This window comes from Chryseobacterium sp. MYb264, assembly GCF_035974275.1.
Taxonomy (GTDB): Bacteria; Bacteroidota; Bacteroidia; order Flavobacteriales; family Weeksellaceae; genus Chryseobacterium.
Map to the genome: position 1 here is coordinate 3,873,943 of NZ_CP142422.1, position 25,896 is coordinate 3,899,838.

Consider the following 25,896-nt stretch of genomic DNA (forward strand, 5'->3'; position numbering starts at 1 on the left):
CTATGTCCTGATATATTTGCTGACAATATGCTGAAGATATTCACCGGGCTCCTTTTCTTTAAAATAATGCTCAATATCCCGGGTAAAGGTAATATGATATGAATCCCCTTTGGGTACTTCTTCATAAATGGCCGTAAGATTCAGCTGTTTCTCGATTGCGCTGATAATCTCTTTCAGACTGTATTGATACGGATAAGATATATTGGTGATCTCATTGTGAAATTGATCCCGGTAGCGTTGTACGATTCCGGCAATATCATCTACGTCTATAAGCGGTCTTCTGGCTTTAGAATACAAAGGGAATTGCTTATTCATTTTGATCTGATTTGATAAAAAATTCAGCAGGGTATTAGGATTTCCTCCGCTTCCTATGGCATTACCCACCCTGAAGATCACAAAGTTAGGATGATTTTTTAATATGAAATTCTCCATATTTAGCTTGTGAAGTACATAGGGAGTGGTCTGCTTACTGGAATCATGAACACTTGAAGTTGAAAAATAAACGAGTTTTTTCTCAGGGTACTTCCGGATCGTGGCCTGTAAAAGGGTAAGCTCCCGCGTGAATTCCTCCTCCCGGGTTTCGAGAGAATTGGATACTCCTGATGCAAATAACAGCAAACTGTCATCATCAATTTGTTGTAAAGCTCTAGCCAATACTCCATTTCCAATAATCATATATTATCTGTTATAAGTTCATGTAAATCATTAATCATCTATCTGTCGCTTTCAGCGTCGGATATCCTACTGTAACGGATTAATCGACTTCCTATTTCCTATTTATTATTTTTTCTGAAAATCTCCGGGAAGATATAAGGTAAATCTGCCTGCTTTCACTACTTTATATTTTTCCGGATGGGCTACAAACTGTAAAGGTATAATTTCTTTTGATGTAAAAGGGTAATCATTGCTTTCCAGATAAATGTAGTCATCGGGAGTTTTTCCGTTTTTGTAAATAACATGCTCCACGTATTTTTTGAGCGCAAAATAGTAATAAATGGGAGGTTTGGCATTGAGGATATAGAGATAACCCATCAGGTGATTGCTGGAATACACCACATTCGGCTGATTCTGTAAATAAGGACGAAGATCATCGAGGTCCTTTTTTCTTTCTTTATCCAGATATAAATCATGTCCGTTTATCTTTACGGGTTCCGTTTGTTCCACATAAACAAAGTCTTTCCAGCCTTTATCATATAAAAACTGAGGATAAAGAATAAATTGATACAAAAATCCGGCAAGGTAAATGAGATACGTTCTGTAACTGTACAGACTTATAATAACAATATTAATGCTTAGAAGATAAAAAATTTGGTAAAGTCCGCCACGAATATGGAAATAAAAACCTGATCCGAAGGCAAGCCCGAAAGGTAGCAGGGCTATCATGATGGCCAGCGTTCTTTTTTCGAGAGCTATCTCTTTTACTCTGAAAAAACGGTAAAGCAGTATTCCTATCAGGATATAGATAAGATACAAATTAGACAGTCCCAGCATAAAACCAAGTACCAGGGCAATCCCTGAATATAAAAGTATTTTGTCAATGATTTCCTTCTTTATTTTTTTCTTTTCCATTATATAAATGATACAGGATAAAGGAAGAAGCACAACTCCAATCACCAAAGCAAACCAAAATATAAAAAAACGCTTAGGATGCTGTTTGGTATGGAATGTTTTATACATTTTGATATACTCAAACTGTTTTATAAAAAATGAAAAATCCTCAATAAAGGTGAAGTAAAATAAAATAGCTGTTATCACACCGGCTATAAAGAGGTAAACAGCCTTTTTTTCTTTTTTCCAGAAATTAAAAGCGATGAATAAAAAGACAGGGATAATGGTAATAGAATGAGGAATGCCATCAAACAGTAATATTCCCATAAAGAAACCCGAACAATATAAAAGCCATTTTCTTTGACTGATAAGATAGATCACCAGCATTGTCAGGGATAAATTGGTAAGAATAGTATTGCCGTGATACTGATTAAGAACGACAATGGTTCCCTGCCAGGTCAGAAAATTTATACTTGTTCCCAGAAAGCCGAACAGTAAAGAAGGGATCTTCAGCGCATAGTACTTTGCGATAACGAAGTACAGTAAAAATGAAGACACGTTTAACAGAAGGAAGCTGATGATTCTGAAATGGTATATATTTTCCGTGTAAAAAACCTTAAAAATCCTGAAGTAATTTGTTGAATCGATGGTGATCATGTCCGGAAGGTTTTTAAAATGAAAAAGGTAATAGGCCTCATCATTCATTACAAAACCTTTGTTAAAATTGGAGTATACCAGATATCCCATCACCAACGTGGCAATCATAAAAAAAATTCCTGTGGCATTCCAGTATTTTTCTTTGTACATATTTATTTCTTTTGGGCATGAATACTAAATCCTGATGCGATATTTTTACTCATAGGATAATACTGTAAAAGGAGATCTAAAAACTTTATAGGGAAAGTAAGCACCATAAAAAGCAGATAGAGAAAAGTGTGAAGAGGTTTTATTCCAAAAGAGAAAACCAAGGCAAACCACTCCTGAACAACCCATAGCATTCCGGAAGTCGGGCCCACGGATTTGAGTTTCATGATTTCAAATTCTCTGAACTGATGCTTCATTCCCTCCGTTGTAAATCTCTGAAAATCATAAGGAGAAGCATGAAATGGCTGCATGAAAGGAATAAAGCAGTAAATTTTTCCCCCTGGCTTTAAAATTCTGTGAATTTCTGCAATGACTTTCTGTGGATTGGGAACATGTTCCAGAACAGCGATATTTATGATATAATCTACAGAATTATCTTTAAACGGAATATTTTCAATATCACAAATGATATCCACATTTTGATAAGGAAGCAGATCTACATTCAGAAGGTCATCTCCCAGATCAGAATTTCCGCTTCCGAGATTTAAAGCAACTTTATTCTGGCCCTTAATTTCTTTGCGGATAATGCGCTTTGCATCCATAAAAGGCTGAGGATATACAGGGCTGATAATCTCAATCAATAAACTGTAAATCCTGTTGAATTTTTTAATCTTATATTTTATTTTATCAAGAAAATCGGTTACAACTTCTTCCTGGATAGGGATAAATACATATTGGTCATTTTTTAAGATATACTGGTCTTTAAACAGTTCAGGGTTTATTTTTTTCATCATTTTCAGAATTAAAATTCATTAATTATATCAATAATTTTTTGTTGCTCATCATCAGGAAGTTCAAAATAAAACGGAAGCCTTAGAAGGCAGTCTTCAAAATGGTCTGAATTCGGAAGATCTTCAAGGGTATGTTTATCTGCATAATAGGAGCTCTTATGGAGCGAGAGATAGTGAAAAACAGCTAATATGTCATTTTCCTTCAACTTTTCAATCAGGGCTGTTCTTGAATCCACATCCTTACATACAACATAAAACATATGGGCATTATTCCCGGCATAGGAGGGAATCAGGGGTAAGGAAATGTTTTTATTACCCTTCAGACCTTCGTAGTAGGTATTCCAGATAGAAAGACGTCTCTTCTGGATCATTTCCATATTCTCAAGCTGTGCCCACAGAAATGCAGATATAATCTCACTGGGCAGGAAGGAAGAACCTGTATCTACCCACCCGTATTTATTAATTTCACCGCGGAAAAACATGGAGCGGTTCGTTCCTTTTTCCCAGATAATCTCAGCTCTTTCAACGAATCTTTCATCATTAATCGTTAACATTCCGCCTTCTCCGGAGATGATATTTTTGGTTTCATGAAATGAAAATGCCCCTAAATGTCCAATGCTGCCCAATGCTTTTTTTGTGCCGTCCCTGAAGGTATAATAGCTGTCTATTGCTTGTGCGGCATCCTCGATAACGAGAATATTGTATCGTTGAGCAATGTCCATTATTTTTTCCATGTCACAGGCTACACCCGCATAGTGAACGATGACAATGGCTTTGGTTTTATCCGTAATCAGACTTTCAATTGTATCAGCATCAATATTCGGGTGATGAGAATAGGAGTCTGCGAAAATAATATTTGCATTTTGTCTTACGAAGGCCAATGCAGAAGATACAAAGGTGTAGCTGGGTACGATGACTTCATCGCCGGGCCCTATATCAGCCAGCAGGGCACACATTTCAAGTGCATCCGTGCAGGACGTGGTAAGCAGTACTTTTCGGAAATGATATTTATCTTCAAAAAAATTCTGACATTTCTGAGTGAAGGCGCCATTCCCTGATATTTTCCCGGTCGCCACGGCTTCTTCTATATATTTTGTCTCTTTTCCGGTTAAAAAAGGTTTGTTAAAAGGAATTTTCATCTTTGTTGTGTAGTTTAATTCTAAAGTTTTTGAATGGAAGCATATCCTCATCAGTCCGGTCGCTAATCACCTTCGTTAATCGTAAAAGACCTTCTCCGCAGACAATGACAGGGTATGATCCTTCTACAAAGATGATCTTCCCGGCGGTTCGGTTCATGATTTTCACATCAGGAACTGATTCTGCTTCTAAAATTCTTATTTTTTCCTGATTGATAAAAGTGGATGCTCCCCGGTAAGGATAGCCCACAGCCTGGATGAAGTTTTCTATAGATTCGGCAGACTGTGTCCAATTGATTAAATAATCATCTTCATCCCTCCAAAGACTGTAGGTAGCTTCATTTTCATTTTGAGGGGTTGCGGTAAGATCGGTTCCGGAATGTATTCTTTCCAGAATATAAATTACGGTTTCTATATAATTTTCGGATATTTTTTCTATAGCATCAGAAATCTTCATCGGATAGCTTATTTCCGAGGAAGATTGATAGATAATGTCCCCACGGTCATACTCCTGATTGGCGAATAAAGCGGTAACTCCTATCCGGTCTTCCCTATTGATAAGCATATTGACCAAAGGGGCAAAACCCCTGTATTTCGGCAGTAATGAGTCATGTAACACAATCAGTCTTGACGGGCTTTCGTGAATCAGCCATCTCCATGAAATAGCCAGGGAGTATGCAGACTCTACTGTAAAAACATCTGTTCTGTAATGATAAGGGATATCGTGATCCTTACATAAAGATACAATTTCTTCAGCGTAATCGTTTTGAATATGGGCATCTCTGCCAATGATTATTTTTTCAACGATATTTTTATAATCCGAAGCAATTACAGCCTTTAAAACCTCAAGTCCTTTTAGAGACATCAGGTAAAGTGTTATTTTATTCATATTCTTCATCAATTATAAATATAGGTCTGTTTTTAGTTTGATTGAACGTTTTTCCAAGATAGATCCCGACTATTCCTATACAGCTGATGATGACACCGGATAAAAAACAGATCGAAAGAATCAGAGAGCTGAAACCTGGTTCTGTAATTTTACCTTCAAAATATCTAACGATAAAGAAAATGCCGAGCAACGTGGAAAGAAATGAGATGGCAGCTCCAAATCCTACAAAAATTTTCAGCGGTTTGTCTGAAAAGGAGACAATCACATTAAACGCCAGAGAAAGAAGCTTTGAAAAGCTGTAGGAGGAGGTCCCTTCTTCTCTGGAACTGTGCTCTATTGAAATACTGGTGGAGGAATAGCCAACCCAGTTGACAAAAAGGGGAAAAAATTTAATCGTATCATTCACTTTCAGTACCGACTGAATTACTTTTTGATGGTAGATTCCAAAATTCGCTACCTCGTTGTTGATCTCGATTCCGGCAAAATAATTAAAGGTTTTATAAAATATTCTGGAACTGAGCCGCTTAAAAAAAGAATCAATCCTTACGGTTCTTTTGGCAAGAACGATATCGTATCCTTCGAGCACTTTGCGGTACAGTTTTTCTATTTCTTTGGGCTGGTCCTGCATGTCACAGTCCATTACCACGATCCAGTCTCCCTTTGCATAGCTTAATCCTGCCATAATCGTGGGATGTTGGCCAAAATTTCTGCTCAGTCGGTAGATTTTTAAGTTAGGAGTCGTTGCAGAAAGTTCTTTCATCACTTTCCAGGAATCATCGGGGCTTCGGTCATCAACAAGAATAATTTCATAATCCTGTCCTATTTTCTGAGCGACTTTTGAAATCTCGGAAACCAATAATGGAAGTATTTTTTCTGCACGGTATACGGGGCTTACAATACTGATCATCATTCTGAAATTAATAGTGAACAGTTACTGAAACTGAAGTCCGGATATTTGCCGTATTTAGGGCTTTTCCCAGGGAGAAAATGTCAGAGATTCTATCCCAAGTTGGATTTTTTATACGTTCGCGCTGTTCTTTAAGAAATGACTTTTTGTTCTGTATTGAAAAATAAGAATAGCGAGCGAGGGAAGTTTTCTTATGCATAGTGTTTTTATCTTAGTGTTTAGAATATTCAAAAATAGAAAAAATAATCGGACTGTAACGGCCTTTAAGTCAATAGTATTGCTAAAGTTTGTTTTTTAGTGCAAAATACTGATATCTTGTTTTCAGCAATTTGGGATTTGTGATCACTTTCAGCGCATAATTGATATATTTCGGGAAACCGTGCTTTTGAGAGATCGAAGCACAAATTCCTTTTAATTTAAACATTTCGGTAATGTTTTGCGCTACTTTTTCCTTTTTTGCCCAGTGATACAGTGAAGAATAGAGCTTTTCCTGATTGATATAGTAGGCCTGTGATTTATTCTGAACCGATGAAAAAGTATTGTTTTCATGCCCCGTCCTGATGGCAACCGCTTTATCGATAAATCCTGATTTCAGATGACAGTGATAAGAAAGTTTAATGATAAAATCTTTATCCTCATGCATTCTCATTCCTTCGTTAAGCCTTAATTGAGGGTTTTCAATGGCTGATTTTCTTAAAGTAGTAGCTATAAGAGAGAAAAAAGTTCCGAACGTAGGGTCAATCTGTATCAGTCCGTTGAATACGGCTCTGCCTTCCGCAGCGTGACGCACGGTCGTCAGTCCGGTATCATTAATGACAGACAGATACTTTTGCTTGCCGGCTTCTGTGATAAACTCTACCCCAATAGCTCCAAAAACTCCGTCAATGCTTGGATCTCTGAAATATTCTCTCTCCGCATCAAACCTGTTAGGGAGATAATAATCATCAGCATCCAAAAAAGCAACAAACTCCTGAGAAGCGAGATCCATACCCAAATTTCGGGTAGCGGAAACCCCGTGATTCTTTTTATCAGGGTGCTGAATAGCGGTTACGACAGCATATTGTGCAGCCATTTCCTGACAGATTTTTAATGAATCATCTTTCGAGCCGTCGTCTATCAGCAAAACTTCCTTTACTTCCGGAAACTGAATAACAGATTCTACAGCTTTCCCAATAAATTCCTGAGCGTTGTAAACAGGGATAATAACGGTTATCGTCATAGATTACAGTATTTCATCTTTCAAGGCCTCCAAATATTTTCTTCCATATCTGCGATCGGGTTCAAGATAATTTCCTTCCGCCCATTCGTTCCATGATTTAATAAAGATCATTCTTTCTTCTTCAGGTTTCTCTTTAACCAGATCTAACGCATCCTTCACATGTTGTCTGAAAAGTTCGGGAGTGGAATCGTGGAGAACCAGTGTTTTACCCTTGCTTCTTGGTGAGTGATCCCAGTTAGGAAAAAGAGTCGGGATGACATGGGCGTGTTTAGACTCTTCTCCCAGCAAGACTTTTATCGCATCACTGTATTCATATTTGGGAATATCAGCCGAGTAATTCCTGAGTTTATATTCCAGTTTCTCCTTCAGGCTCAACTGTGGTTTTTGAAGCTGTCGCTGAACTTCATTCATCCGAACTACATTTACGGCATCTAAACCTAAATCTAAAATTTCCTGGTATCTCCTGAAATCAAACAGATGCCCCACAAAATAGATGCCTTCCAATCCGTTTTCTCTGGCTAAGGTATTCCAAAGATCTAAAAATACTTTTACATCGGGAATATCAAAAGCTTTATAAATAACAAACAGAGGCTTGTTGTTAACTCTGATGTATCTGCTGTCTTTAAATGCGGGTAATAATTCGTAAAAATGAGCGGTATAGTCTTCGACTCCGGGATAGGTTTGCTCCGCCAGAATCTGATTATCGAGACCATGCCAAACTCCTTTCCATGTTTCGTTCGCCCAGGCGATGCAGAACGGAAAATCTGGTTTTCCGCTTTCCAAAACCTCTTTAAAGATCTTATCTAAAATACGTTTACCATTTCCAAACCAATAATGCCAATAACAGAAGCCTTCGATACCGTGTTCTCTTGCCAATTCTGCCTGCTGTTCTCTTGTTTCCGGAACTCTAAGATCATAGAAGCCCAACTCGGTAGGTAAATTAGGTTGATGATGCCCTGGAAAAAGAGGTTTTGCTTTGGTCACATTCGTCCATTCCGTAAACCCTTTTTCCCACCATTCATCATTTTCCGGAATGGGGTAGTACTGAGGGAGATAATAGGTAATGACTCTGGCTTTTGCTTTCATTTTTAAATTATTTTTCAAGTTTGCCTACCAACTTCGGTAATATATTTTTTGAAGAAAAATCACAGTATTATAAGTGAATTTTCCTGTGTTTTTTAACATTAGTTTTTCTTTTAATGTTATATTATCTAGTTCGCGTAAATACTTTTTATGTTGATCAGTTAGCTTATTTTCTTTGTAGGCTCGCTCTATTATTTGTGATATTTTATGTTTTATTATTGGTTCCTCTTTATGTTTTAAATAAATATCAAAAAAAGATTTCTCTAAAAAATCTTTCTTTTTATGAGTATTCGTTGAATGTATTCTATAGCTACAAGATTTAGTATCGTCATAAATAAAATTGTACTTTTGGCTTAGCCGTAGCCACATATCATAATCTTCAAAGGTCAAATTTTCATCCCATCCACCAATTTCTTTGACAAGAGAGGATTTAATTAGACAGGACATAGCTGGAAGGAAGTTATCACTTAGTAATCTCTCATAAAAATTCCCAGATTCCAGATTTAAATATTTATGAAAATAAGGTAGAAATGTATTTTGATAGTAGATCGATTCATCATTGATTAGATATGCATTTGAAAAAACAAGAGCATCATTAGGGCTAGATTTTTCTAAAATTGCTACATGTCTTTCTATTTTATCATTTTCAAATAAATCATCTAATGCTAAAGTAATTATATATTTCCCTTTTGACACGGATAGTAAATCATTTAGAGATTTACAAATGCCCATATTTTGTGAATGTGCAATTAAATGTATTCGCAAGTTTGAGTTGTTCGAAGACCAGTTGTTTATAACGTCCACGGAGTTGTCTTTAGAATAATCATCACAAATTAAAATCTCTATATTTTTATATGTTTGAGATTTTAAGCTTTCTAAGGACTCTACAATATATTTTGACTGGTTATAGCTTAGACATAAAATTGAAACCAATGGTAACTCACTCATAATGTTTTATAAACCTATTTTAAAATTTTAAATATATTGACAATCTCTATGATTTTTGTAACTTCCATCGTATCCATAACAGGAGAAATAGGTAGGCTCAAAACTTCTTGGTGAATCTTTTCACTAATAGGGAAAGATAAATTATTCCACTCTTTATATGCTTCCTGCTGATGAGGCGGGATAGGATAGTGGATCAGCGTTTGAATTCCGTTTTCTGTAAGATAGGCCTGAAGGTCGTCTCTTTTTTCTGAACGGATTACAAAAACATGCCACACATGCTCATTTTCGTGTTCAGGATTTTCAGGAAGAATAACTACAGGATTTTTTATTTCATTAATATAACGCTTTGCAATTTCTCTTCTGATCGTATTTTCGTGATCTATATATTTTAGTTTAACATCCAAGACAGCCGCCTGAATTTCATCAAGCCTCGAATTTAACCCCTGATAAATATTTACGTATTTCTGATTAGAGCCATAATTTGCCAAGGCTCTTATTGTATTCGCTAATTCTTCGTCATTGGTTGTTACAGCACCGGCATCGCCCAACGCACCTAAATTTTTTCCAGGGTAAAAACTAAAACCGGCAGCATCTCCTAAATTTCCTGATTTTAAACCTTGCCATTGAGCACCAATGGCTTGTGCGTTGTCCTCAATAACTTTTAAATGATATTTCTGTGCAATTTCTTTTAATTCATCTGAGAAAACAATCCTTCCCTGTAGATGAACAAGAAGAATTCCTTTTGTTTTGGGAGTAATTTTCTCTACAATTTTTGAAATATCAATATTGTAGGTATTGATTTCAGGTTCTACCAGCACAGGAACAAGTCCGTTATCTGAAATAGCCAAAATTGAAGCAATATAGGTATTGGAGGGAACCAAAATTTCATCTCCTTTTTTCATCACCCCCATCTCGATATACGCCCTAAGTATAAGTCGCAAAGCATCTAGGCCATTTGCGACACCTATTGCATATTTTGAGCCTATATAGTGTGAAAGGTTATGTTCAAAAGATTTTACCTTTTCTCCAAGAAGATACCAACCGGAACGAAAGACTTCTAAAATCTTAGCTTCAATTTCTGCTTGATGTTGCAAATTGACTTTCTGTAAATCGAGAAATTTTATCATTTGTAATTATCTAATAAATTTATAACTTTTTCATTAGCATATTCGTGAGCGTATTGCCAAATATTTTTGCCATTAAAATCACATAAAGAAAGGTAAGATGTATTTTTTTCTATGAATTTCTCCAAATAATAAAGATTGGAATTAAAAGATGCTCTGGTCATTAGATACATCATTAAGGTAGTCCCATTATTATTCATGATATTACTATTCCAATGAAGATTTTCAAAAAGGTAGTCTAGAAATTGATATTGGTCATTATAAGCAGCAATAATAGAAATATCCCAACCTTCTTTAGATCTCTGGTGTAAATCATAACCAGCTTTCACGAATTCAGTTAATTTTGCGATATTCCCTTCTTTAGCTGCATCAAATAATTTGTTTCTTAAATCTTTATACAATCTTATATTATAGTCTATAGTACTGATGTCTAAAAAAAATTGTTCATCTTTTAATATTTTACCTGGTTTTACATTACTTTTTTCCGGTAATATGTCTGTATTATAAATCTCAAATCCATTGACCACAGGTATCTGATAAGATGGAAAATAAAAGGCGTTAATCTGTCGCTGAATCTTAAAAGCAGTTTGGTTCAGATCAATTTTCAAATTTCGATAATCAATGGCAGACACAGAATAATAGGTAGATTTATTTGCATCTTGTTTACTAGTTAAGTATTGTTTAGCAATAATACTATTGATATTTTTTTTAATAATTTCAGTACCGTGAGATGTATATAATTTATATAATTCCTCAGATTTTAGATGATCCGTAATTTCGAATCTAACTTGGTCAAGAATATCACCTGTATCTATCCCTCTGTCGATTTTATGTAAAGTTACTCCTGTGTAATTATTTCCGTGTAAAATGGGTAGGGCTGAAGTATACATTCCTTTGTATTCCGGCAAAAGTGAGAAATGAATATTAAACAGTTCTGTTGTTTTGAAAAGTTCAGGTTTGATAATTTTATCAAATTCCAAACTTAAAAATATTAATTCTTTTTCTTCATATACATCATCTAAGCTGACTTCTTGTATATTGTTTATATTGCAAAACGATTTAAATGACCTTTGAAAACCATTTTTTCCATTATCATTCTTGTTAAAAATAGCTACTAGATCCACATCATGATGGTTATGCAGAATGTACTCAGCAATATCTACTGCAATATTATTTTTTCCTGAAATGCATATTTTAGTTCTCATCATTTCGCATTTTCAAAAAGTCATTAAAATCTCTAAAATAGTCATCTTCGCTGTAAAGTTCGGAAGCTAGACATAATAGTACTGCATTATGGCTGAATTTAATATCTCTCCAAATTAATTTCGGAAGATATAATCCTTTTGATGGAGAATCGAGAATGAATATTTCTTTATTCCCTTGTAAATCTGTTGTATTAAACTCTATGGTTCCGGAAACTGCAAATATGATTTGCTGAAGCTCTTTATGTGCATGCCCTCCACGTGTTACATCTTGGGGGGTATAGTATGTCCAATATACACGTTTAATTTCAAAGGGTACATTTTTAAAATTTTCTGCTACAGTAATAAAACCAAGAGATGAACTACCTATTTTATCTAAATTAATATATTGTGGATTGGTCATGATTGTTAATTTTAAAGTTTAACTCAGGTCTGATGATTCCTGGAAGAACATGCATGTTTTTTCCAAATTTTACGTTTTCAACTTCGAATCCAATAATATTCGGAGATATAAATAGTGGAGTTCGCTGATCTTCTCCAAAAATTAATTTAAAATAATAATTGCCTGTGTTTAGAAGATTTTTAGGTAAGTTAAATTCAACACAATATTCTTTAGCCTCAGAATCGTTGTTGGTAGAAATTAGTGCTGCTGTATGGAATACAGGTACTTCTTCATAGGTTCTAAGCTCGAATGTTGCATCTAGGTTTATTCCGGCTTTAAAATTAAAAAATCTTAATTTTACTTTAATTCCCGATTCAATATCAATTAGATCACCATGATTGGGCTGTGCAGAAAATTCGAGAATCCTGATATTTTCATTACCTATCGCAGTATCTAGTGAGCCTTCATGGATATATTTAGTTTTTGCTTCGGAATTTTTTTGGTACTCAACGATTGTATCCAAAATTTTTCCACTGTAAGCCAGTTGACCTTGATTTAATAGGATACCTTTGTTACATAATTCTTTGATAGCTGTCATATTATGGCTCACAAAAAGAATCGTTCTGCCTTCTCCTTTTGCCACGTCATTCATTTTCCCAAGACATTTCTTCTGAAAATCTGCATCTCCAACGGCTAAAACTTCGTCTACAATTAAAATTTCAGATTCTAGATGGGCGGCCACTGCAAAGGCAAGGCGGACATACATTCCGGAAGAATATCTTTTAACGGGAGTGTCGATATATCTCTCTACGCCTGAAAAAGAAACAATTTCATCAAATTTTCTTGAAATTTCTTTTCGGGTCATCCCCAGGATGGCACCATTAAGAAAGACATTTTCTCTGCCCGTCATCTCAGGATGAAACCCGGTTCCTACCTCCAGTAGGGATGCGATTCTTCCGTTGGTGTATATTTTTCCTGTTGTGGGTTTGGTTACTTTACTGAGTAATTTTAGCAACGTTGACTTTCCGGCGCCGTTTCTTCCGATAATTCCTACGGCGTCACCCTGCTGGATTTCGAAGTTGATATCCCGAAGAGACCATACATATTCCGAATCTCCTTTAGTCGTCCGGTCATTGGCGTCCCCAATTTTCAGATAAGGGTCTTCTTTCCCCCTCACTTTATGCCAGAACCGGTTAAGGTCGTGGGAAAGTGTTCCGGTTCCGACTTGTCCTAACCGGTATTGTTTTGATATATTTTCTGCTTTTAAGGCTAGCATTTTTTTTTAGTTTTAAATTTTTTATCAGCGTGTTTTCATTCAATTACACGGTATCCATAAACGTTTTTTCCACTTTATTAAAGGTAAGAATACCAATAAATAAAAGAATAAGGATAATGAATGTGCTGATGATCAGCATAACTGGTGAAAAATCTCCTACACCGAGCCATCCGTATTTGAAGCATTCAAAAATTCCGGTCAGGGGGTTGAATTTGGCGATATTTTTAAAGTATCCCGGGAGCATGGAAACCGGATAAATGACCGGTGTGGCATACATATACAGGGTTACACCAAATGCCAGCAGCATGCTTAAGTCCTTATATTTCGTGGTAAGAGCAGAAAAGATCATGCCGACTCCCAATGCAAACAGAGCCATAAGGAGTAATAAAAACGGCGTGGCTAAGATCCAAATATTGGGTGAAATCTGGTCGTTGATTAAAAAATAGACCCATACCAGAAGGAATAAAATAAACTGAACGCTCAAACGCATCAGGTTAGAAATAACAATAGAGATGGGGGTTACCAATCTTGGGAAATATACTTTCCCGAAAATGCTGGCATTCCCCGTAAACGTTGCAGAGGTACCGAGCAAGGCACCTGAGAAATAGTTCCATAGGGTTACACCGGCAAGGTAAAAGATAAGTCCCGGAGCTCCATCGGTAGGGAGCTTGGCAAACCTTCCGAAAATAATCAGATAGGTAATGGTTGTAAAAATAGGATTGATAAAAAACCAGATCGGCCCCAGAATCGTCTGTTTAAAGCTGGATATAAAGTCCCGCTTCACAAACATGTAAATTAAATCTTTATACTTCCATACTTCTTTAAGTTTTACATCAAATAAAGAATGGCTGGCCTCTATGGTTTCTGTCCACCTCTGTTGTGGTTCATTCATCTGTGTGATAGTTTAGCGCAAATTTATAATAATTAATCTTTATGGTACTTTTATGTTTATGAATTATTATTCACATAACAATTAGAAAACAACAACTAATATATTGATATTTGTTGGTATTAACAAAAACTATTAGCCATAATGGCTAATAGTTTTGAAATATTTAAAATAAAATTGTTATTTCTGTACGAGTTTCTTCAGGTATTCTCCGTAACCACTCTTTCCGTATTTTACGGCAGTTTCCAGCAGTTTTTCTTCGTTGATAAAATTGTTTCTAAATGCAATTTCTTCAATGCATCCAATTTTGAAGCCCTGTCTTTTTTCAATCACGCTTACGAATTCTGAAGCATCATTTAAGGAGTCAAAAGTTCCTGTGTCCAGCCATGCTGTTCCTCTGTCCAGTACCCCTACCTCAAGTTTTCCTTTGCTAAGATAAACATTGTTGATATCGGTAATTTCCAGCTCTCCCCGTGGAGAAGGCTGAATGTTCTTGGCAATTTCCACGACCTCATTGTCGTAAAAATATAACCCCGGAACCGCATAGTTTGATTTTGGCTGTGTAGGCTTTTCTTCGATAGAAACCGCTTTAAAGTTGTCATCAAATTCTACCACCCCGTATCTTTCAGGATCTGAAACGTGGTAGGCGAAAACAACCCCTCCGTCCGGATTGGTTTTGTTTTTAAGTAAAGTTCCCATTTCGGAACCGTAGAAAATATTATCACCCAATACCAAAGCTGCAGAGTCGTCGCCAATGAATTTATCCCCAAGGATAAAAGCCTGTGCAAGACCGTCCGGACTTGGCTGTACTGCATATTCTATATTGCATCCGATCTGTGAGCCGTCGCCTAAAAGCTTGATGAAGCCTGCCTGATCATGGGGGGTGGTAATAATTAAAATATCCTTGATTCCAGCTAATAATAAAGTGGAAAGCGGGTAATAAATCATTGGTTTGTCATAAACCGGCATAAGCTGTTTGCTTACTGCAATCGTGAGAGGATAAAGTCTTGTTCCTGAACCTCCTGCTAAAATGATACCTTTCATCTATTGTGTGTTTTAGTGGTATTGCGTTTCGTAATATTTTTGGTAATCACCACTGGTTATGTTCTCAAGCCATTCTTTGTTTTCAAGATACCAGTCGATTGTTTTTCCTAAACCTTCTTCAAACGTTACCGATGGTTTCCAGCCTAAATCCTTATTAAGTTTCGTTGCATCAATAGCATAACGTTTGTCGTGTCCCGGTCTGTCTTTTACAAAAGTGATCAATTTTTCTGAGTGACCTGCTTCTCTTCCAAGTTTAGCATCCATTTGCTTGATTAATTCTTTAACCAGATCTATATTCTGCCACTCGTTGAAACCGCCGATATTGTAAGTTTCTCCGGTTTTAGCTTCATTGAAAATCTGGTGAATTCCTTTCGCGTGGTCGATTACGTATAACCAGTCTCTCGTATATTTTCCGTCACCATAGATAGGCAATGGTCTTTCATTAATGATGTTTGAAATACAAAGAGGAATTAATTTCTCAGGGAAATGATTCGGTCCGTAGTTGTTGGAACAGTTTGAAACGATAAAAGGCAGACCATACGTATTTCCGTAAGCTCTTACCAAATGGTCAGAAGCTGCTTTTGAAGCGGAATACGGAGATTGCGGATCGTAAGAAGTGGTTTCAAGGAAAAAGCCTGATTCCCCTAAACTACCATATACTTCATCGGTCGATACGTGATAGAAAAGATTGGTTCTTTTCTCATCCGGAAATCTTCCGTGCGTGTGATCTTGATTTAACGTCCAGAATTCTTTGCAAAGATTCAGAAGGTTCGCCGTTCCGTTCACGTTGGTGTTGATGAACGCCATCGGGTCGGTGATACTTCTGTCTACATGGCTTTCAGCAGCCAAATGCACGACTGCATCCGGATTGTATTTTTCAAAAATTGCTCTTAGCTCTTCAGGTTTTGTGATGTCGGCTTTTTCGAAAACGTAATTAGGTTCGTTTTCAATATCTTTTAAATTTTCAAGATTGCCGGCATAAGTAAGGGCATCAAGGTTGATTATTGTCGTGTTCGGATTGTTCTTTACAAACTCTCTTACCACGTGGGAACCAATAAATCCTGCTCCGCCTGTGATGATGATGTTTTTCATAATTTTATGCTAATAGCCGCAGGCCTCTGGCTTTTGGCTTTATTAATATCTTTTATTTGTTTTTTTACTTTTTACCTGGCTCTTGCACAATAGTTTTTCGGCCAATACTTTTGTAGAAGAAACCATTCTGCTCAGGAATTTCCAGAGGATACATGTTTCTTCCGTCAAAAATGACTTTGTTTTTAAGTTTTTTAGCCATTAATTCGAAGTTAGGGTTTTTGAATTCAGGCCATTCTGTAGCGATGAATAAGGCGTCGGCATCTTCCAGCGCATCATACATTCCTTTTGCATATTGAATTCTGTCTCCTAAAATTTTCTGTACATTGCTTTCCGCAATGGCATCGTACGCAATCACGCTTGCGCCTTTTTGTAAAAGAAGATCGATATTGTCTAAAGAAGATGCTTCACGAATGTCATCTGTGTTAGCTTTAAAAGCCAATCCCCACATCGCAATTTTCTTTCCTGCCAGGTTTCCACCGAAATAGTTCTCGATTTCTGAGACAAGGATTACTTTTTGTGCTGTGTTTACGCTTTCTGTAGCTTCCAGAATCTGGAAATTAAAATCTTCCTGCTTTCCTGAATTGATCAGTGCTTTCACGTCTTTAGGGAAGCAGCTTCCTCCGTATCCGATACCAGGGAAAAGGAATCTGTGACCGATTCTGTCATCACTTCCCATTCCGAGTCTTACTTTGTCTACGTCTGCGCCTACCTTTTCGCAATAATTAGCAATTTCATTCATAAACGTAATTTTTACGGCTAAGAATGAATTGGCGGCATATTTTGTAAGTTCAGAAGACTTTTCGTCCATGAAAATAATCGGGATTCCGGTATTGGTAAATGGCTGATAAATTTTAGCCATAATATCCTGTGCTTTCTGAGAACTGGCTCCTACAACAACTCTTGACGGATTCATGGAGTCTTCTACCGCAAAACCTTCTCTAAGGAATTCCGGGTTTGAAACCACATCAAAAGGAATCTGGGTTTTAGAGGAGATCACTTCTCTTACTCTGTCAGCGGTGCCTACAGGGACGGTACTTTTGTTGACGATCACTTTGTATTCTGTCATCATTTCTCCGATATCGTTGGCTACTTTTAACACGTAAGAAAGGTCTGCTGAACCGTCTTCTCCCGGGGGAGTGGGCAGGGCAAGATAAACTACTTCGCTTTTATCCAAAGCTTCTTTCAGATCCGTAGTGAAAAATAATCTTTCAGACTGAATGTTTCTTAAAAACATTTCTTCAAGGTTCGGCTCATAGATGGGAACGACGCCGTTTTTCATACCTTCTACTTTCTTTTCATCAATATCTACACAGTATACTGAATTTCCAAGTTCTGCAAGGGTGGTTCCTGTAACTAATCCTACATAACCTGTTCCTACAATAGTAATATTCAAAATGTATGTTTTTAAAATTTCTACACAAAAGTAATAAAAATACTTTCATGATGTCCTTTAATTTGATGTAAATCATTCATTAACTTATTTGCTTGATAATAAGATGATTTTGCTGTTTTATGAAAAATTCGTATATTTGCATTGGATTTACGGGAAAAATGGGAAGGCTTCGGAAGAAAGCCTTTTTTCGTACAGGTAAATCAAGCATAAATTTATGGAGTTTAGAAAAAGAATTGAAGAATTATTGAATGAATTCCTTGCAACAAGAACAGATTTGTTTCTTATTGATTTGAAGATCTCTGCAGGGGACGATATCACCGTGATTTTGGATGGTGATAACGGAGTTACTTTGCAGGATTGTCTTGATGCAAGCCGCGCAGTAGAATTTAATATGGATCGTGAGGAGCATGATTTCAGCTTGCAGGTGATGTCGGCGGGATTGAGCGAGCCTCTTGCGACTCCAAGACAGTTTAATAAAAACCTGGGGAGAGAGATTGAGGTCATGTTTGAGGATTCTACCAAACTTGAAGGGGAGCTGTCTAAAGTAGACGATGAAAAAATTACACTTACGCTTCGTTACAGAAAACCGAAAGATATCGGTAAGGGCAAAGTAGATGTGGTAGAGGAGAGAGAGATTCCTTACTCTGAGATTAAGAAAGCATTAGTAATAATTAAATTTTAAAAGAAAAAAGAATAAATGGATAATATAGCGTTGATTGAATCCTTTGGTGATTTTAAAGACGAAAAGGGGATCAGTAAGATTGATCTTATGGCAATTATTGAAGATTCACTGAAGACCCTTTTGAGAAAAAGATACGATTCAGATGATCACTTTGATGTTATTGTGAACCCTGATAAAGGAGATTTTCAGATCTTTTTAAATAAAACGATTGTAGAAGATGAAATGTCTGAAGATGATGATCTGGAGATCGAAATTTCTGCGGCAAAAAAAATAGATCCTACTTTCGAGGTGGGTGAAGATTTTACGATGGAAATTCCGGTTGCTCAGTTGGGAAGAAGAAATATTCTTACGCTAAAGCAGATTTTGGCAACAAAACTGCAGGAACATAACAACGCCATGTTGTATGAGCAGTTCAGAGATAAGATCGGGGAGATTGTGGTAGGAGAAATCCACCATATCCGTCATAAGCACGTAATCTTATTGGATGATGAGGGGAATGAATTTATTCTTCCTAAAGAAAACCAGATCCAATCCGATTTCTTTAAAAAAGGTGAGAATATCAGAGCTATTGTTGAGACCGTAGATTTTAAAGGTTCAAAACCGCAGATTATTATTTCCAGAACTGCACCTAAATTCCTGGAGAAGTTATTGGAGCTGGAAATTCCTGAGATCCAGGACGGAACGATCATGTTGAAAAAAGTAGTGAGAATTCCTGGTGAAAAGGCGAAGATTGCAGTAGATGCTTATGACGACAGAATAGACCCTGTAGGAGCCTGTGTGGGGGTGAAGGGTTCAAGAATTCACGGCGTGGTAAGAGAGTTGAGAAATGAAAACATCGATGTGATTCAGTGGTCTAAAAACCCTGAAATCTTGGTGAAGAGAGCTTTAGGTAATGTTACCATCAATAAAATTGACATCAATGAGGAAACCAATTATGCATTGGTGTATACACCTGTTGAAGAGATTTCTAAAGTTATCGGTAAGCAAGGTCAGAATATCAGACTGGCTTCTTGGTTGACAGGATATGAAATCGATGTGTACAGAGAGTCCAGCGAAGATGATGATGTTGAATTAAGAGAATTTAATGATGATATCGAGCAGTGGATTTTGGATGAATTTAAGAAAGTAGGTCTTACTACTGCGAAGTCGGTATTGGATAAAGATACGGAGAGTCTTCTGAATATGGTGGATCTTGAAGAGGAAACGATTGAAGATGTGAAGCGTATTCTTAGAGAAGAATTTGAAGATTAAAATTTTAAATAAATTTTAATAAACAGTAAAAAAGAAATACTTTAATTTTAAGAATTAAAAAACAGTAAATAATATAGATGCCAAAAATTAGATTAAATAAAGCGGTTAAGGAATTCAATATTTCAATGTCCAGGCTTGTAGAATTTTTACAGTCTAAAGATATTGTGGTTGAAAATAATCCTAACGCTCAATTAGAAGAAGCGGCATATTCTGCATTGGAGGCTGAGTTTGCCAAGGATGGTGAACAGCGAAAAGCTTCCCATGAGGTGGTGATCACAAAAGTTCCGGAAGAAAAACTGGAAATTGAAGAGAAGAAAACCCCTGAAGTAATAAGAGCTAAAGCTAATAAACCAGAAACTAAGATTTTAGGTAAGATAGACTTAGAGCCTAAAAAGCCTGAAGTGGAAGAAACTCCTGCTCCTGCACAAAAGCCGGAACCGGTAATTGAGGAGAAAAAAGAGGAAGTAACGCCTGCTCCGGAAGTGAAGAAAGAAGCTCCTGAAGTGAAAGCGGCTCCTGAAAAACAGGAATTTAAAGTTCTGGATAAAATTGATTTGTCTCAATTAGAATCTAGAAACAGACCTGCTAAAAAAGACAAACCAAAAGAAGAAGTGAAAAAAGCAGAGGAAAAACCAGTTGAGCCTGTAAAGCAAGCTCCTAAACCAGTTGCTGAAACGCCTGTTAAACCCGTAGAGGTAAAGGCGGAACCTCAAAAATCAGAGGAACCTCAGGAGCCACAAAAGATAGAAACCGTTTATCAGAAACTTGATGGTCCTAAGATCGTTGGAGAGAAGATCGACTTAACTCAGTTTGCACCGAAACCAAGTTCGGGAGCGAAAAAGAAAAGAAAAAGAATTGAGAAGCCGGGGGGTAACAACCAACAAGGTGGTGGAAATAACCAACAAGGCGGAAATAATAACAACAATAACCAAGGTGGCGGACAAGGAAACCGTCCTCAAGGTCAGGGTGGACAAGGCGGAAACCGTAACCAGGGTCAGGGTGGCCAGGGGAATCGTCCCCAAGGTCAAGGAGGCCAAGGTGGAAACCGTTTTGGTAACAACCAAGGGAACCGTCCACCAGGACAAGGTGGCCAGGGTGGAAACAGAGGTGGATTTAACAGAGGCGGACAAGGAGGAAACAGACCTGGGCAAAGAACCATGCCTGTTGAATTAACGGACGAGCAAGTTAAAAACCAAATCAAGGAAACCCTTGAGAAATTAACCAATAAAGGAGGGAAATCTAAATCTGCCAAGCACAGAAAAGATAAGAGAAACTTCCGTAGAGAGCAGGATGAACGTCAGCAGGAAATAGATGCGGCAGACAGAACATTAAAAGTAACGGAATTCATCACTGTTGGTGAATTGGCAAGTTTAATGAACGTTTCTCCTACAGAAGTAATCTCTGCATGTTTCTCTCTTGGGGTAATGGTTACCATGAACCAAAGATTAGAAGCTGATACTTTACTATTGGTAGCTGACGAATTCGGTTATAAAATTGAATTCTCAGATGCGGATCTTGAAGAAAATGATGCAGACGATGAAATGGATTCTGAAGACAGCTTAGTATCAAGAGCACCTGTTGTTACAGTAATGGGTCACGTTGACCACGGTAAAACTTCATTACTGGATTATATCAGAAAAACCAACGTAATTGCTGGTGAATCTGGAGGTATTACGCAGCACATCGGTGCTTATAACGTGAAATTGGAGAACGGTCAGAGAATTACATTCTTAGATACTCCGGGTCACGAAGCCTTTACGGCGATGAGAGCGAGAGGTGCACAGATCACGGATATTGCAATTATCGTAATTGCTGCCGATGATGATGTAATGCCACAAACGAAAGAAGCTATTGCTCACGCACAGGCGGCACAGGTTCCAATGATTATTGCAATCAATAAAGTTGATAAGCCAAATGCAAACCCAGATAATATTCGTCAACAACTTTCAGGTTTAAATCCACCGGTTTTAGTTGAAGAATGGGGAGGAAATGTTCAGGCACAGGAAATTTCAGCTAAAATGGGTAATAATATGGATCTTTTATTAGAGAAAGTGTTATTGCAGGCAGAAATGCTTGAATTGAAAGCAAATCCTAACCGTGCTGCAAATGGAGTTGTGATTGAAGCATCTTTAGATAAAGGTAGAGGCTATGTGGCAACAATGTTGGTACAAACCGGAACTTTAAGAGTTGGAGATTATGTGGTAGCTGGTAAAAATCACGGTAAAGTAAAAGCTTTGCTTGATGAAAGAGGGAAGAATCTTGCAGAAGCAGGACCTTCAATTCCTGCAACGATCTTAGGTTTAGACGGAGCGCCTACAGCAGGTGATAAATTCCGTGTATATGCTGACGAAAGTGAAGGTAAAGCTATTGCAAATAAGAGAGAACAGCTTCAGAGAGAGCTTTCGATCAGAACGAAAAAACATACGACGCTTGAAGAACTGGGCAGACGTATTGCTTTAGGAGAATTCAAAGAATTGAACATTATCCTTAAAGGTGACGTGGATGGTTCTGTGGAAGCACTTTCTGATCAGTTACAAAGATTGTCAACAGAAGAGATCAGTGTGAAAATCCTTCACTCAGGTGTAGGGCAGATCACAGAGTCTGATATCAACTTAGCGGCTGCATCGGATGCGATTATCATTGGGTTTAACGTAAGAGCTGGTGCTAATGCAAAAGACCTTGCAGATCGTGAAGAAATTGAGATCAGAACATATTCTGTAATCTATAAAGCTATCGATGAGGTTAAAGAAGCGATGGAGGGAATGCTTTCTCCTGAAATTCAGGAACAGGTAATCGGTAATGTTGAAATCCGTGAGGTATTTAAGATCTCTAAAGTGGGTTCAATTGCTGGTTGTATGGTTCTTACTGGAAAAGTAACAAGACAGTCGAAAGTACGTTTACTAAGAGACGGTATTGTGAAATTCGACGGAGAATTAGAAAGCTTGAAGCGTTTCAAAGATGATGTAAAAGAAGTAACAAAAGGTTACGAATGTGGATTGAACTTGAAAGGTTATAATGATATTGAACAAGGCGACATTCTAGAAGTTTACGAAGAAGTTGCTGTTAAGAAAAAGTTGAAATAACTCTACTTTTTATGGATAAAAAAACCACCTTTTTTTTAAAGGTGGTTTTTATTTTTAATATTATTAGTTAATTTGTAATGATTCTAAATAAGTTTTTTGTGTTTATTGAAATCATGTTAATTTTTTTTTAAGTTGCGTAAAAAATACATTTTATTTAAAAATGATTGATTTTTTTTGTTAAATTTTATTTGTTTTAAGAGTAATTTATAGTAAAATATAAAAGTAACTCTCCAATATGTGTTAAAAAAACTTGCAAGTGTTAATATTTATTAACATATTTGCCCATTAAATATATTAAAATTTGTTAATATGAATGTTAAACTACGTGTATTAACAGCTGGTGTCCTGTTTTTCTCAGGCCAGGCTGTGTTTGCTCAGAAAAAACCTAGTGATACTGCAAAAGAATCTAAAATTGAGGAAGTTGTTGTTTTAGGGTATAGCAAAAAAAGTACAAAAGCTAAATCGATAGCAGCATCTGTTACTGTAGATTCGAAAGCTCTTGAAAATCGTCCAAACGTTTCTTTCATTAATTCCTTACAAGGTAATGCGCCTGGTATCAGTATTAACTCTACTTCAGGATCTCCTGGTTCAGGTAAAATTAATGTGTTAGTACGTGGTATGTCGTCTATCAACGCTTCAACTGATCCTTTGTATGTTATTGACGGGTTAATTACCTCTGCTTCTCAGTTCAGAAACCTTAACCCTGAGGATATTGATAATATCAGTATTCTTAAGGATGCGCAGGCAACTGCTATTTATGGTAACCGTGGAGCAAATGGTGTCGTGGTTATCAATACTAAAAACGCCAGATACAATAGCGGATTAAAAGTTACCTATGATGTATTAACTTCATTCTCTGTATTGCCTAAGACTAAATACAATATGCTTAGCGGTAGACAATTACTGGATTTAGAAGATCAGTATGGAGTAGGATTTGGATATACAGATGCGGAAAAGGATGCAATACCTGAAACGGACTGGAATAAGCAATTCTTCCAGACAGCTATGCTGCAGCAGCATACTTTAGGTATTTCTTCAGGCGGAAAAAATATTAATAACTATACTTCATTAGGTTATTTAAATACTGACGGTACATTTAAATCTACAGATTTTCAAAGATTTACCTTGAGAAATAACTTAAGTGGAAAGTCTGACGATGGTAGATTAACATTCGGTATGCAGTTAGCTGTTGGATATTCTAAGCGTCATCAGCTAGATCAAGAAACCAATGATAATATTTCAGCAAATATCATCCAGAATCCACTTTTTGGATCTTTAAGAACTCCAGGATATTTAGAGCCATATCCATTTGTTGATGGACAGGATATGTTTAACCAGATTGGAGGTGCTGGAGTTAATTATCCTGGATGGGTTCTTGCTGATATTGTAAGAGGAGGTATTCAGAACTTATTTACAGAAACTTCAGTTCTTGCTAATGCAAACGTAAATTATAAATTAACGGATTGGTTGTCAGTGGGTAATAGGACCGGTGTGGATTTCAGAGAATCTGATCGTACCTTTGCTCGTGCTCCTAACGGTTATCTTTCTTTAGCTGCAAGAGCAGCTGGTGCGCAATATGGTGGTTTTGAGCAAATGACTAATACAAAAGATCTTACATTTAACTCTGTAACTAACATTACTTTTGATAAGAAGTTTGGAGACCACTCATTAACTGTGGCTGCTTATTTAGATTATTTGAAAGCTCATTATTTATATAAGTCAAATACACAGAATGGTTTAGATCCATTTAACTGGGCTCTAGGCGCTGGAACGGGCTATATCCCATTCAATCCTGCTACGCCATCTTTATACGTTCCTAGTGTTCAGGCTGGAAAAATTAATGCTGGTACATTAGCTGCTATTGGTACTGTTGAATATGACTATGCTGGAAAATATGGTGTGAGTGGTACGGTGAGAAGAGACGGATCTTATAGATTTCCTAAAGAAAACAGATGGGAGACATTCTGGTCTGTGGGTGCTCGTTGGAATCTTGAAAAAGAAAGCTTCCTTGAAAATTCTTCAGTCGTAAATATGTTGAAACTGAGAGGTTCATATGGTACAACAGGAAATCAGAATTTAGTGAAGCCATTAAATAATGGAAACCCATTATTCTCGGGAACTAATATCTATACCGATTTAATTGCTAGTAATACAGGCTACATGAACTCAGTCGGGTATAATGCGGTTGTTGGTAATCCAAATGTTAGATGGGAAAAAGTAACTCAGGCGAATATTGGGTTGGATTTTGGATTTTTCAAAAACTTTGTAGAGGGTACTGTAGATATCTATAAAAAGAAGACAGAGAGACTATTTAATGATGTTACATTATCAGCAGCTACAGGACAGTGGACTATTAATGGTAACAACGGAGAGCTTGAAAATAAAGGGATCGAAGCTTCATTAAGATTTAACATTCTTAAAAATCAGGATTATAGTGTATCTATTTTTGCAAATGGTGCTTATAATAAGAATACTATTTTATCATTTGAAGGAGCTGACCTTTCTGAAGATAATGTAAATGCAGCGGGAGGTCCTATCGGACAGTGGAATCTTTATCATTATGCAGGAGTAAATCCGGCTACAGGTGAACAGCAGTTTATCGGAAAAGACGGACAAATCACAGAGACGCCTTCTCCGGATGATAAAGTATTGACAGGTAAATCTTATGTTCCTAAATTTACGGGAGGATTCGGTGTAAATGCTAATTATAAAGGTTGGTTCGCTGATGTATTATTTAGCTACCAAGCAGGTGGTTGGATGTATGATAACGTATATTCTTGGTTAATGGATCCTAGTTCTTTAGGTACCGGAGCTAATTTTGCAGGAGATATTTTGAATTCTTGGACGCCTGATAATACAAATACAAACATTCCTTCAATTACAGCTAACAACATTAATCAAGAAGGTTCTTCTGATAGATATCTATTCAAGAGTGATTTTATTCGTCTAAAAAATGTAACCTTTGGTTATAATTTTAATAAGGATTTATTGAGAGGCCTTCCTATCACTTCGCTTAAAGTATTTGTTCAGGGTGAAAACTTAGCAACATTTACGAAGTGGAAAGGGTACGATCCTGAACCAATGTTCCCTTACTCATTAGGTGTTTATCCAAATGCGAAAACGGTTTCAGTAGGACTTAATGTACAATTTTAA

21 protein-coding genes are annotated in these 25,896 nt (G+C 36.8%); 4 read left to right on the top strand and 17 right to left on the bottom strand.

What is annotated here, in order from left to right; translation table 11 throughout:
* The 17 genes from VUJ46_RS16820 to VUJ46_RS16900 all read right to left on the bottom strand — a co-directional run bounded on the left by VUJ46_RS16820 (window position 1) and on the right by VUJ46_RS16900 (window position 17,727).
* A complete protein-coding gene (locus tag VUJ46_RS16820) occupies window positions 1-675 on the bottom strand; it encodes an NAD-dependent epimerase/dehydratase family protein (protein ID WP_326981879.1) in 675 nt (224 codons plus the stop codon).
* Between the two features lie 105 nt (window positions 676-780).
* Window positions 781-2,355: a hypothetical protein gene (locus tag VUJ46_RS16825; RefSeq protein WP_326981880.1), complete on the bottom strand. Its 1,575-nt coding sequence runs from the start codon at window positions 2,353-2,355 to the stop codon at window positions 781-783.
* A gap of 2 nt (window positions 2,356-2,357) precedes the next feature.
* Window positions 2,358-3,146, bottom strand: a complete 789-nt coding sequence (locus tag VUJ46_RS16830) for a class I SAM-dependent methyltransferase (RefSeq protein ID WP_326981881.1) — start codon at window positions 3,144-3,146, stop codon at window positions 2,358-2,360.
* An 8-nt stretch (window positions 3,147-3,154) separates the two neighbouring features.
* Complete coding sequence (gene rffA / locus VUJ46_RS16835; RefSeq protein WP_326981882.1) at window positions 3,155-4,282, bottom strand: dTDP-4-amino-4,6-dideoxygalactose transaminase; 1,128 nt, start codon at window positions 4,280-4,282, stop codon at window positions 3,155-3,157.
* On the bottom strand, window positions 4,266-5,168 hold the full coding sequence (locus VUJ46_RS16840) for a formyltransferase family protein (protein WP_326981883.1): 903 nt from the start codon (window positions 5,166-5,168) through the stop codon (window positions 4,266-4,268). The genes rffA and VUJ46_RS16840 overlap by 17 nt, the downstream gene beginning before the upstream one ends.
* The gene (locus tag VUJ46_RS16845) at window positions 5,161-6,078 is read right to left on the bottom strand and encodes a glycosyltransferase family 2 protein (protein WP_326981884.1); all 918 of its coding nucleotides are present in this window, start codon (window positions 6,076-6,078) and stop codon (window positions 5,161-5,163) included. The genes VUJ46_RS16840 and VUJ46_RS16845 overlap by 8 nt, the downstream gene beginning before the upstream one ends.
* A gap of 277 nt (window positions 6,079-6,355) precedes the next feature.
* Window positions 6,356-7,294 (bottom strand): glycosyltransferase family 2 protein, encoded by a 939-nt coding sequence (locus tag VUJ46_RS16850; RefSeq protein ID WP_326981885.1) that lies wholly within the window; start codon window positions 7,292-7,294, stop codon window positions 6,356-6,358.
* A gap of 3 nt (window positions 7,295-7,297) precedes the next feature.
* The gene (locus VUJ46_RS16855; protein ID WP_326981886.1) at window positions 7,298-8,380 is read right to left on the bottom strand and encodes a glycosyltransferase WbsX family protein; all 1,083 of its coding nucleotides are present in this window, start codon (window positions 8,378-8,380) and stop codon (window positions 7,298-7,300) included.
* Window positions 8,381-8,404: 24 nt separating this feature from the next.
* Window positions 8,405-9,325, bottom strand: a complete 921-nt coding sequence (locus VUJ46_RS16860; RefSeq protein WP_326981887.1) for a glycosyltransferase family 2 protein — start codon at window positions 9,323-9,325, stop codon at window positions 8,405-8,407.
* 14 nt (window positions 9,326-9,339) lie between these two features.
* Window positions 9,340-10,452, bottom strand: coding sequence for a DegT/DnrJ/EryC1/StrS family aminotransferase (locus tag VUJ46_RS16865; RefSeq protein ID WP_326981888.1), 1,113 nt, complete (start codon window positions 10,450-10,452; stop codon window positions 9,340-9,342).
* Window positions 10,449-11,654 (bottom strand): formyltransferase family protein, encoded by a 1,206-nt coding sequence (locus tag VUJ46_RS16870; RefSeq protein ID WP_326981889.1) that lies wholly within the window; start codon window positions 11,652-11,654, stop codon window positions 10,449-10,451. The genes VUJ46_RS16865 and VUJ46_RS16870 overlap by 4 nt, the downstream gene beginning before the upstream one ends.
* Window positions 11,644-12,054, bottom strand: coding sequence for a sugar 3,4-ketoisomerase (locus tag VUJ46_RS16875; RefSeq protein ID WP_326981890.1), 411 nt, complete (start codon window positions 12,052-12,054; stop codon window positions 11,644-11,646). Before VUJ46_RS16875 ends, VUJ46_RS16870 begins: the two co-directional genes overlap by 11 nt.
* Complete coding sequence (locus tag VUJ46_RS16880; RefSeq protein WP_326981891.1) at window positions 12,032-13,309, bottom strand: ABC transporter ATP-binding protein; 1,278 nt, start codon at window positions 13,307-13,309, stop codon at window positions 12,032-12,034. The genes VUJ46_RS16875 and VUJ46_RS16880 overlap by 23 nt, the downstream gene beginning before the upstream one ends.
* Window positions 13,310-13,352: 43 nt before the next feature.
* Window positions 13,353-14,201 carry an ABC transporter permease gene (locus tag VUJ46_RS16885; RefSeq protein WP_326981892.1) on the bottom strand — a complete coding sequence of 283 codons (849 nt, stop codon included), beginning with the start codon at window positions 14,199-14,201 and terminating at the stop codon, window positions 13,353-13,355.
* 177 nt (window positions 14,202-14,378) lie between these two features.
* Window positions 14,379-15,242: a glucose-1-phosphate thymidylyltransferase RfbA gene (gene rfbA, locus VUJ46_RS16890; protein ID WP_326981893.1), complete on the bottom strand. Its 864-nt coding sequence runs from the start codon at window positions 15,240-15,242 to the stop codon at window positions 14,379-14,381.
* Between the two features lie 12 nt (window positions 15,243-15,254).
* Window positions 15,255-16,334 carry a dTDP-glucose 4,6-dehydratase gene (gene rfbB, locus VUJ46_RS16895; RefSeq protein WP_326981894.1) on the bottom strand — a complete coding sequence of 360 codons (1,080 nt, stop codon included), beginning with the start codon at window positions 16,332-16,334 and terminating at the stop codon, window positions 15,255-15,257.
* A gap of 64 nt (window positions 16,335-16,398) precedes the next feature.
* The gene (locus VUJ46_RS16900) at window positions 16,399-17,727 is read right to left on the bottom strand and encodes a UDP-glucose dehydrogenase family protein (protein ID WP_326981895.1); all 1,329 of its coding nucleotides are present in this window, start codon (window positions 17,725-17,727) and stop codon (window positions 16,399-16,401) included.
* A 214-nt stretch (window positions 17,728-17,941) separates the two neighbouring features.
* Here VUJ46_RS16900 and rimP point away from each other — a divergent pair, with 214 nt between their 5' ends.
* The 4 genes from rimP (at window position 17,942) to VUJ46_RS16920 (ending at window position 25,896) form a co-directional block, all read left to right on the top strand.
* Window positions 17,942-18,409, top strand: a complete 468-nt coding sequence (gene rimP / locus VUJ46_RS16905) for a ribosome assembly cofactor RimP (RefSeq protein ID WP_326981896.1) — start codon at window positions 17,942-17,944, stop codon at window positions 18,407-18,409.
* 15 nt (window positions 18,410-18,424) lie between these two features.
* Window positions 18,425-19,660 (top strand): transcription termination factor NusA, encoded by a 1,236-nt coding sequence (gene nusA, locus VUJ46_RS16910; protein WP_326981897.1) that lies wholly within the window; start codon window positions 18,425-18,427, stop codon window positions 19,658-19,660.
* A 77-nt stretch (window positions 19,661-19,737) separates the two neighbouring features.
* Window positions 19,738-22,743 carry a translation initiation factor IF-2 gene (gene infB / locus VUJ46_RS16915; RefSeq protein ID WP_326981898.1) on the top strand — a complete coding sequence of 1,002 codons (3,006 nt, stop codon included), beginning with the start codon at window positions 19,738-19,740 and terminating at the stop codon, window positions 22,741-22,743.
* A gap of 309 nt (window positions 22,744-23,052) precedes the next feature.
* The gene (locus tag VUJ46_RS16920) at window positions 23,053-25,896 is read left to right on the top strand and encodes a SusC/RagA family TonB-linked outer membrane protein (RefSeq protein ID WP_326981899.1); all 2,844 of its coding nucleotides are present in this window, start codon (window positions 23,053-23,055) and stop codon (window positions 25,894-25,896) included.